The organism is Paraburkholderia sp. BR10954 (assembly GCF_040965775.1).
Lineage (GTDB): Bacteria > Pseudomonadota > Gammaproteobacteria > Burkholderiales > Burkholderiaceae > Paraburkholderia > Paraburkholderia youngii.
Map to the genome: position 1 here is coordinate 1 of NZ_JBFRCK010000085.1, position 9,612 is coordinate 9,612.

Below are 9,612 nucleotides of genomic sequence, written 5' to 3' on the forward strand. Positions count from 1 at the left end.
GTTATGAAATGACAAGATTTCGCCCTGAGAGATCCTAGTGCAGATGTAGCTTGAAAGATCACAACTCCACTGAACGGAATCAATGGAGAACAGCAACTGGTTGCCGTCTTGTCCGATTTCGAAGCGGCCAAAGGGCAGCGAATTGCCTCGGAAATTGGAGGAGGCCGCCTTATTTAAGGCTTCGGCAAGGCGGCTATGATCGAAAGCCGGTTGCTTCTTCCCAGTTTTGATATTGAATTTAATGAACTGGCGCTCACCATGTGTCGTCCGTCGGTAGGCAAAGGTCTCGGGCGAAAGCCAGAAAGGCGGGGTATCGACGAAATTGACAATTTTTTCCGAGTATTGATAACGAACTGTGAGAGCCCGCTGAAAGTCTGAGGGGGTAAGAGCAAAGGGGGGCATGGTTCCGTTCCCCTGGTTGTCAGCAGCCGATAGCAACGTGCAGTAGGAAACTAGAAGCAGAAAGATGGTGACAATTTTGTTGCATGAATGTTTGGCCTTGTATAGGTTACGTCGTCCGCTTACCTTGCCGCAATTTTTATGCCATCAGCGAATGCGAACGGGTATGATCAGTGTCCGCTGAGCGCCAGCGAGGTGACCGGTGAGGTTCTGTCGCGATAACGGGAAGTAGAGTGGCCGGTCTTGGAAACTGCAAGTCGGCAGATGAATAAGCCAGCGAAGACGCCGCGACAGGTGGCCTCGTTCGTTCAGACAGGATCCGCGAGTTTTTAAGTGGAATCGCTGAGGCAATCAGGCTGCCGATTTTATCGCTGGCAGCGTGGCGAAGTATGCTTCATCCGGTGTCTGGTCGGCCAGCCTGGCATCAGGCCGGTTCTGGTTATACCAGTTCAGGTAATCCCCGATTGAGCTGCGGGCGTGGCTGACCGAGTCATAGGCTTTCAGATAGACCTCTTCATATTTGACGCTGCGCCACACCCGTTCGACGAACACGTTGTCACGCCAGGCGCCCTTTCCATCCATGGACAGAAGAACGTTCCGGCTGAGCACCGCGTCGGTGAATTCGGTTGCGGTGAACTGGGCTGCCTTGATCCGTGTTGACGATCTCAGGCATCCCGTACTTCGCAAACGCTTCCTCCAGCGCCTCGACAGCGTGGCAGCTCTCCAGCGTGATCGCCACCCGGTATGCCAGCACCCGACGACTCGCCCAGTCCACGACGGCCGTCAGATAGAGGAAGCCGCGCGCCATCGGGATATAGCTCGTATCGAGTGCCCAGACCTGATTGGCCCGGTCGATCTTCCGGTTGCGTAGCAGGTATGGCCAGATCCTGTGGGCTGCATGCTTGCGGCTCGTGTTCGGCTTGCGATACAACGCCTCGATGCCCATGCGCTTCATCAAGGTGCCGACGTGCCTGCGCCCGACCTTGCTGCCTTCGCGACGCAGCAGCCGTGCCAGCATTCGTGCTCCTGCAAATGGATGCTCGAGGTGAAGTTCGTCAATCCGGCGCATCAACTTCAGATCCGCTTCGCTGACCCCACGCGATTGGTAATAGGCGCTCGCCCGGCTGATGCCTACAGCCGGGACTGCTGTGTCACCGGCAGAGCGTGATCACGATCAATCATCGCCTTACGCCCAGCAATCCCGCCTTGCTGAGCGCGCATTCTAAAAAATCATTCTCCAGCGTCAACTGCCCGAGCTTCGCGTGCAGTACCTTCACGTCGACTGGCGGTGCCGCTGGCGCCGAGTTGCCCGCTTCGAACACATCGGCAACCCGCTCCTGCAGTTGCTTCTTCCAGTCCGTGATCTGATTCGGATGGACATCAAACTGCTGGGCCAGCTCTGCCAGCGTCTTGTCGCCCTCGAGCGCCGCGAGTGCCACCTTTGCCTTGAACGCTGCTGAGTGTGTCCGTCGGTTTCGTTTCGTCATCTTCTGGTTCCTTGTTGCCGCCCATTATGACCGACTCACGCCCCAGCTTTTCCACTCAACGAACTGTCCGAATTCTCGGCGCCACCTCTGTTTGTCCGCAACCCAACCTTTCCTACAACCGTCGGCCCGTTTGGAGGAAATGCGTCACTGCACACGGAGATGGCCAGCCCCCGTTGACTAAGTCGTGCTCGTATGCAGCGCCAGCGACCTTGAGCCGTACGTCTACCTCGTGCACAGGCTCACTGAATGGCCACCGCGCAACCTGCTGCGATTTGTCCGAACGCGTACCGCTCCGCATCTCAAAACTCGCACGATCGCGGGCACAGAATTCGACTGCGGCCCAACGGGGTAGTTGTCATTCGCATGAAGCTTCCCTGCCAGTACCGCCCCACGCCGTGCAGGCCCGCGAGCTCAAGCAGGCTGACCATCGTCTTGCATGCGTCGCGTTGTGACATGCGGGCATCGAGTTGCTCCCAGGTTCTGCGGTAAGCCTAACGCGGGAACAGTGCGTCACGAAACGCGAGCCCCTTGAATGCCTGGGATTTGCGCTTCAGCGCGTCAATGAAGTGGCGGTAATGGAGCGCGTGGCGGTTGTCGTGCGCACGTGAGCCCCGAGCGGTGCTGTGGACCAGCACGCCGGACAGGTAACAGTCGAGCCGACCGCCGTAGATGCGCACGCTTATACCTGCCTTCGCGGCCGTCCTGCGGATGGTGCTTGCGCTTGTTTATGTAGAGGCGAACCTGTTGGTCGGTGATGCGGGTTCCAGACATGTGCTGACCGCTTCTTCTTTAAGAATCGATCAGCCATCCTATTGCCCCGCCGACGCGGCGCCGCCGGTGGGCCGTCTTTTCCGGCGGCTACGCCGCCTCCGACTCCTCACCACCGGCCGAAACAAACGTCAACGACCGGCCAAAGTGGCGCCCCCCAGTGGTGCTGGCTCGACTTTTGCTTTTTGCTTCTCGTGAGTCATTAGGAGTGGCTTGAATGAGGATTGAACACGAAATCAGATCTCACGGAGTGCACTGATATCAAGCAGGCCCGTCTCTCTCATGCACGAAAGTTTCTGCAAGACACGCTGCAGGACGCGCGCGTTCAGGAGGCAATACAATGACGCCGGGATTGAGTCCGACATTCACTCTGGATCACTGGCGATTCATCGCAACATCCGTCTCGAACTGAATCTGCGGATTTTCCGAACATGTCTAACGACAAAAATCACCAGTCACTGCTGGACCATCGGCAGCAGCGCATTCCAAGGCGGTCTTACTCCCTATGCCACGAAACTAGGCGTCTAATCTGGTGCTGCGGGCACGCATCGCACTTGAGCGTCTTCGACCCGGGCGACGGTAGCCAATTGCAGGTTTTGACTCTGCAGTCGTCATTGGCAAACGACCGATTCTACCTGACCGGGAAGGACTGAGAGGTAAGCAGCGCTGTTTTCTGGCAATCCTCCCAGCAAATCATGTAAGGGCAAACCTGCCGTTTCGTTGCTCTCACATTGAATGTGACCAGAATCATACACATTTTGGATGGCAAATACTATGGCTTTATCTCGCGTCGCAACCGCATTGCTGCTGGCTGCACCGATGACCGCGCAAACTGCACACGCGCTCGTGTCCGAAAATTCGGTGCCTCAGGATCAGGCGCTCAAAACCCTGCAGTCCGCGCTGCGCATGCAGGGGTTCGCGCCCGTGCAGGATCATGGCGTGCTGAAAGTGGTGCTCGAGGCCGACACCAAGCTGCAAGGCGTGCCGACCTACGTCGGCAACGCGCCGACGGCGCGCGGCGACCTGGTCATCACGCAGGTCTTCGCGCTGAGGAATGAGTCGGCCAACAATCTGCTGCCCGTACTGCGTTCGCTGGTCTCGCCGAACAACACGGTCGCGGCCTACCCCGCCAAAAATACGATCGTCGTCACCGACTACGCCGACAACGTGCGGCGCATCGCCCGGATCATCGCCGATTTCGATAGCGCGGCCGGCCAGGCGTTTGCAGTCGTGCCGCTGAAGAACGCGAACGCGATCGACATCGCGCAGCAGATGAACAAGATGCTCGATCCGGGCTCGATCGGCAGCACGGACGCGACGCGCAAGGTGTCGATCTCGTCCGATCCGCGCACCAACTCGCTGCTGATGCGCGCGTCGAACACCACACGCCTCGCGGCCGCCAAGGAGCTCGCCAAGCAGCTCGACATGCCGACCACGATGCCGGGCAACATCCACGTCGTGCCGCTACGCAATGCCGACGCGACGAAGCTCGCGCGCACGCTACGCAGCATGCTCGGCAAGGACGGCGACGAGGGTTCGTCAGGCGGTTCGAACGATGCGAACTCGTTCAATCAGAACAGCACTGGCGGCGGCATGATCACCGCCGATCCCACGACCAACTCGGTGATCATTACCGCGCCCGAAGCGACGTACCGGAACTTGCGCGCGGTGATCGACCAGCTCGATGCGCGTCGCGCGCGGGTCTATATCGACGCACTGATCGTCGAGCTCAACTCGAATACGAGCGGCAATCTCGGCATTCAGTGGCAGGTCGCGAACGATAACCTGTTTGACGGTACTAACCTCGCGGCTGGCACGGGCAACAGCATCATCAACCTGACGCCGGCCGCGGCCGCTGGCGTCGGAAAGGGTCTGGCCACGGCTCCCGCCTCCAGCGCAGCGCCTGTCCAGCAGGGTCCGAACATCGGCTGGATTCACAACACGTTCGGCGTGCAGGGTCTCGGCGGTCTGCTGCAGGCGCTGTCGCAGACCGCCGATGCGAACGTGCTGTCCACGCCGAACCTGATCACGCTCGATAACGAAGAAGCGAAGATCATCGTCGGTGACAACGTGCCGATCCAGACCGGTTCCGACTCGAACCTGACGAGCGGCACGACGAGCGCGGCGTTCAACACGGTCGACCGCGCCGACATCGGTCTGACGCTGCACGTGAACCCGCAGATCACCGACGGCGGCATCCTGAAGCTGCAGCTCTATACAGAAGACTCGGCGATCGTAACCGGCACGAACAACGCGTCGACGAACCCGGCGAGCCCGGAATTCACGAAGAGTTCGATCCAGTCGACCGTGCTGTGCGATAACGGCGAGATCATCGTGCTCGGCGGCCTGATGCAGGACGACTATCGGGTGCGCAACAGCAAGGTGCCGCTGCTCGGCGACATTCCGTGGCTGGGCCAGCTGTTCCGCTCCGAGCAGAAGACGCGCGCCAAGACTAACCTGATGGTGTTCCTGCGCCCGGTGATCCTGAGCGACCGCGACACCACGCAGGCCGTCACGGCGAACCGCTATGACTACATTCAGGGTGTGCAGGGCGCGTACCGTTCGGACAACAACATCATGAGGGATCGCGACGATCCGGTCGTGCCGCCGATGCCGCTCGGCCCGAGCCAGGGCGGGGTGCCGGCGATGAACCTGTTCGACCTGAACCAGATGCGCCGCCAGCAGATGATGCCTCAACAGGTACCGCCGCAGGCCGTGCCGCAAGCTGGCGCGCAGACCACGACCCAACCCGCGCCGCAGACGATGCCGCGCAACCGGCCGTCGTCGAGCCGGCAAGCGGCCCGGTGTCGAGCACGGTGTCGCCGGGAGCGCGTCCGTGACGCAGATGCCCGTGCAAACCGCGCCCTCGCAACGTCCGCTGAACGGTGATGCCGCGGCCGGCGAGCGCGCGGCGCCCTCGCCGCTTGCCGCCCGGCTCGTGCCATACGGTTTTGCGCGCAGCGGCCAGATCCTGGTCGCGCATCAGCATGCCGATAGCCTCGAAGTCTGGATCAGCGAACGCACGAGCGAAGCCGCGCTTGCCGAAATCGCGCGCAACTACGGCGTAGTGTCGGTCGTGCGCGTGCCCGCCGACGATCTCGCGCAGGCGATCAACCAGGCCTATGCGCGCCAGGACGGCAGCGCCGCGCAGGTGGTCGGCGAAGTGGAAGGCGAAGTCGATCTGTCGCGGCTGATGCAGGACATCCCCGAGGTCGAGGATCTGCTCGAATCGGAAGACGACGCGCCGATCATCCGCATGATCAACGCGCTGCTCACACAGGCGGCGCGCGAGCAGGCATCGGATATCCATATCGAGCCGTTCGAGAATGCGTCGGTAGTGCGTTTTCGCGTCGACGGCACGCTGCGCGACGTGGTGCGGCCCAAGAAAGCGCTGCACGGCGCGCTGATCTCGCGGATCAAGATCATGGCGCAGCTCGACATCGCGGAAAAACGTTTGCCGCAGGACGGCCGCATTACGCTGCGCGTTGGCGGTCGTCCGGTCGATGTGCGGGTATCGACGCTGCCGACGGGCCACGGCGAGCGCGCGGTGCTGCGTCTGCTCGAGAAAGACGCGGCGCGGCTCAATCTCGAAGCGCTCGGCATGGCATCCGACACGCTCGGCCAGTTCGACAAGCTGATCGGCAAGCCGCACGGCATCGTGCTCGTGACGGGCCCGACCGGCTCAGGCAAGACGACGACGCTGTATGCGTCGATGTCGCGACTGGAGACGGCAACCACCAACATCATGACGGTGGAAGACCCGATCGAATACGACCTGTCCGGCATCGGCCAGACGCAGGTCAACGAGCGGATCGGCATGACCTTCGCGCGCGCATTGCGCTCGATTCTGCGTCAGGACCCGGACGTCATCATGATCGGCGAAATCCGCGACCTCGAAACCGCGCAGATCGCGGTGCAGGCATCGCTGACCGGCCACCTGGTGCTCGCCACGCTGCACACGAACGACGCGGCATCGGCCGTCACTCGTCTGACCGACATGGGCGTCGAGCCGTATCTGCTCGCATCGTCGCTGCTCGGCGTGCTCGCGCAGCGGCTGGTGCGGCGGCTGTGCCCGGTGTGCCGCGAAGAGCGCACCGAGGAAGACGGTAGCAAGCGCTGGCATCCGGTCGGCTGCGACCGTTGTGGCCAATCGGGCTACGCGGGACGCCGCGGCGTCTACGAGCTGTTGCTGATCGACGAATCGATCCGCTCGCTGATCCACCGCAACGCGGCCGATGCCGAAATTCTCGAAGCGGGCCGCGCCCAAGGCATGCGCACGCTGCGCGAGGATGCGGAGCGCTGGCTCGCATCGGGACTGACGTCGCGCGAAGAGGTGATTCGCGTGACGGGCGGAGCATAAGCGCATGCCGGCATTCCGTAGAGAATGACGTGAGATTCTCCTTTTCTCATGCGCGCCGTGCGGCTTCTGCGTTGCCTGCGGAAAGCGGCTCTCGCCAGAAAGCGCAGCTACGGCAGCGCGGCGCCGCCATCATCAGCGCCTTGCTCGTGGTGACGCTGTCGGCAATTCTCGTCTCCAGCATTTTGTGGCGCCATCAGGTGCAGATCCGGCGCATCGAGAATCAGCGGATGCTGTCGCAGGCGCAATGGGTCGCGCGCGGCGCGCTCGACTGGACCCGGCTGATCCTGCGCTCCGAAGGCGATACGTCGGCGGGCATCACGTATCTGGACGGCTTGTGGGGCGTGCCGGCCGCGAAAACGCGGCTGTCGGATTTTCTCGGCCAGATCGGCGAGGTGCGCGCTGAGCAAGGCGCGGCCACGTACCTGTCGGGCTCGATCGAGGACGCGCAGTCCAGATTCAATCTGCGCAATCTGGTCGCGAGTCCGGCGCCTGGCGTGACGCAGATCAGCGCCGAGCAGATGGCCGCGTATCAGCGCCTGCTGGTGTCGCTCGGCCTGAGCGGGCAGCTGGCCAAAGTGACCGCGCTGCACGTGCGCGCGGGGCTGTCGCAATCGGCGACGCGCTTTCAGACCGGCACGTCGATCAGCAGCTCGCCGCAGGTCGGCGGCGGCGGTATGACGGGCGGCAACTTCACGAACCAGCCTGGCATCGAGGACGGCGACGACAACATGGCGGTCGCGCCGCTGCTAATGACGGGCGTCGATTCGCTGCTCGACATTCCGGGCTACACACCGGAAATCGTCGCAAAGCTGCGGCCGTTCGTCACCGTGCTGCCGACGGTCACCGCGATCAACATGAACACCGCGTCGGCCGAAGTGATCGCGGCGGTGGTGCCGGGCATGACCGTGTCGCAGGCGCAGGCGTTGGTCGCGCGGCGTCAGACCGTGTTTTTCCGCAACGCCGGCGACGTGCAGCTCGCGCTGACCGCCGCCGGCGTGCAATCGGCGTCGATCGATCCGAATCAGTTCGACGTCAATTCGAGCTACTTTTTAGGCAGTATGCCTTTATATGGACGCCTCCCATTTTGCGAAGGCTTTCGCACGCTGTGACGGATGAGGCGGCTGCGCCTTTATATCCGGCCCTTGATGCAGCTTCGATGCTGCAGGCCCCGATGAAATCCGCTGACCCACACCTCGTTTCCGTGTCGAGCTCGAGGCTCTCCGTCATACTCAGGTTTGGTGGGTCCCGGTCCAACCTATCTCGTCATCACATGCGATTGCCAGCGCAACCTTTTGACCTACCGGCCTTGTGAATCGTTTCCTCTGATTTGTGCTCCCTTACGCGGGTTTGGAACTGACGTGTTCCCTCTGATATTGCCTGTTGTGGGCGAGAAGCGCCCAGATGGTCCTGGCCAGTTTGTTGGCGAGAGCCACGATTACCACGTTGAACGGGCGGCGTTTGGCGAGCTGCTCTATCCATGCGCCAGCCTTTTCTGGATGTCGCAGAACACTGCGCGCGCCGTGGATGAGTAGCGTGCGTAATAGGTATCACCTCGCCGGCTGATCCCGAGCAACTGCACCTTTCCGCCGGAACCGGTCTGTTTCGGTACCAAGCCGATCCAGGCTGCAAATTCTCGGCCGGAGTGAAAGGCTGTCGCATCGCCCATCGTGGCGACCGCCGCGGTAGCGGTCAACAAGCCAACGCCAGGCACGGCGGCGATCGTCTTGCAGGCCTGATCCTCTCTCATCCAGATGCGCAGGCGTTGCTCGATCTCAGCAATCTGCCTGTCGAGCACCGTCAGGCTGTTCCACTGCGCACGCAATGTATCGATCAGCATGGCAGGCAGACGCTCCGATAGTTTCGCAAGAACGCCGGCTATCGCCTTGTCAAGCACTTCCCGACTGCGGCCCATGACTTCACCGTACTCGGCAAGCCGACCACGCAGGCTGTTAATCTGCATCGTGCGGAACTTGACCAACTGCTGCCGCATGCGGTGGAGTGCGAGGACTGCCTGTTGTGCCATCCGATTTGATGGCCACTGCCTTGCTGGGAATCTGCGTGGCCATCCAGATCGCGCGCGCATCGGCCGGATCACTCTTGTTGCCGATGTTGAAGGCCTTGACGAACTTCGGGGGCATCAACTTCACCTGATGCCCCAACTTCATCAGTTGCCGCGCCCAATGGGGCGCACCGCCACATGCTTCCATTCCGATCAGGCAAGTGGGGCGGTTTGCGAAGTATTCGAGAAACCGGTCCCGCCTGATTGCTTTGTTGATGACTTCACCACTCTTCGGGTCTACCCAGTGGACCTGAATGACGCTTTTGGCAATGTCGACACCTACGGGGATGGGGTTCATGGCTGTTCACCTCCGGTTCGCTCTGAAGACCTTAATAATCCTCGGTTTCGAACACGTTGAAGCTCCTCGTGTACGAGCGGGGTCACCGCTCGCGTGCGGGAGGCGTCCATTCCATTTCCGTGAGGTGGTGGCTGGCCCGCCGTGAGAAACCAGACGCGGGTTAGCATTGCTGCCAGAGCCGCATGGTGTGCACGAGGGCGACACCCGGCGATTTCCAGCACGGAGGCCAGCATGGGACACG

At 61.6% G+C, this 9,612-nt stretch carries 4 protein-coding genes and 3 pseudogenes; 3 read left to right on the top strand and 4 right to left on the bottom strand.

Annotated features, from left to right (window positions below):
• The 3 genes and pseudogenes from AB4Y34_RS39765 to AB4Y34_RS39775 all read right to left on the bottom strand — a co-directional run.
• A pseudogene (locus tag AB4Y34_RS39765) lies at window positions 1–402 on the bottom strand (S9 family peptidase); the annotation flags it as partial.
• A gap of 348 nt (window positions 403–750) precedes the next feature.
• Window positions 751–1,886: pseudogene (locus AB4Y34_RS39770) on the bottom strand (IS3 family transposase).
• 491 nt (window positions 1,887–2,377) lie between these two features.
• Window positions 2,378–2,563, bottom strand: coding sequence for a hypothetical protein (locus tag AB4Y34_RS39775; RefSeq protein ID WP_368719121.1), 186 nt, complete (start codon window positions 2,561–2,563; stop codon window positions 2,378–2,380).
• Window positions 2,564–3,416: 853 nt separating this feature from the next.
• Here AB4Y34_RS39775 and gspD point away from each other — a divergent pair.
• From gspD to gspK, 3 genes are all read left to right on the top strand, one after another.
• Entirely contained in the window at window positions 3,417–5,543 is a 2,127-nt protein-coding gene (gene gspD, locus AB4Y34_RS39780; protein ID WP_368719118.1) for a type II secretion system secretin GspD, read from the top strand.
• A complete protein-coding gene (gene gspE / locus AB4Y34_RS39785; protein WP_368719119.1) occupies window positions 5,500–7,014 on the top strand; it encodes a type II secretion system ATPase GspE in 1,515 nt (504 codons plus the stop codon). The genes gspD and gspE overlap by 44 nt, the downstream gene beginning before the upstream one ends.
• Window positions 7,015–7,085: 71 nt before the next feature.
• Window positions 7,086–8,123, top strand: a complete 1,038-nt coding sequence (gene gspK, locus AB4Y34_RS39790) for a type II secretion system minor pseudopilin GspK (RefSeq protein ID WP_368719120.1) — start codon at window positions 7,086–7,088, stop codon at window positions 8,121–8,123.
• Between the two features lie 228 nt (window positions 8,124–8,351).
• Here the strand turns inward: gspK and AB4Y34_RS39795 are convergent.
• Window positions 8,352–9,371 (bottom strand): annotated as a pseudogene (locus AB4Y34_RS39795) (IS110 family transposase).
• Between the last annotated feature and the right edge of the window lie 241 nt (window positions 9,372–9,612).

Bases quoted from the DNA above. Each gene is read 5' to 3' on its own strand.
- gspD (WP_368719118.1), top strand. From the start codon at position 3,417: ATGGCAAATACTATGGCTTTATCTCGCGTCGCAACCGCATTGCTGCTG.
- gspE (WP_368719119.1), top strand. From the start codon at position 5,500: ATGCCCGTGCAAACCGCGCCCTCGCAACGTCCGCTGAACGGTGATGCC.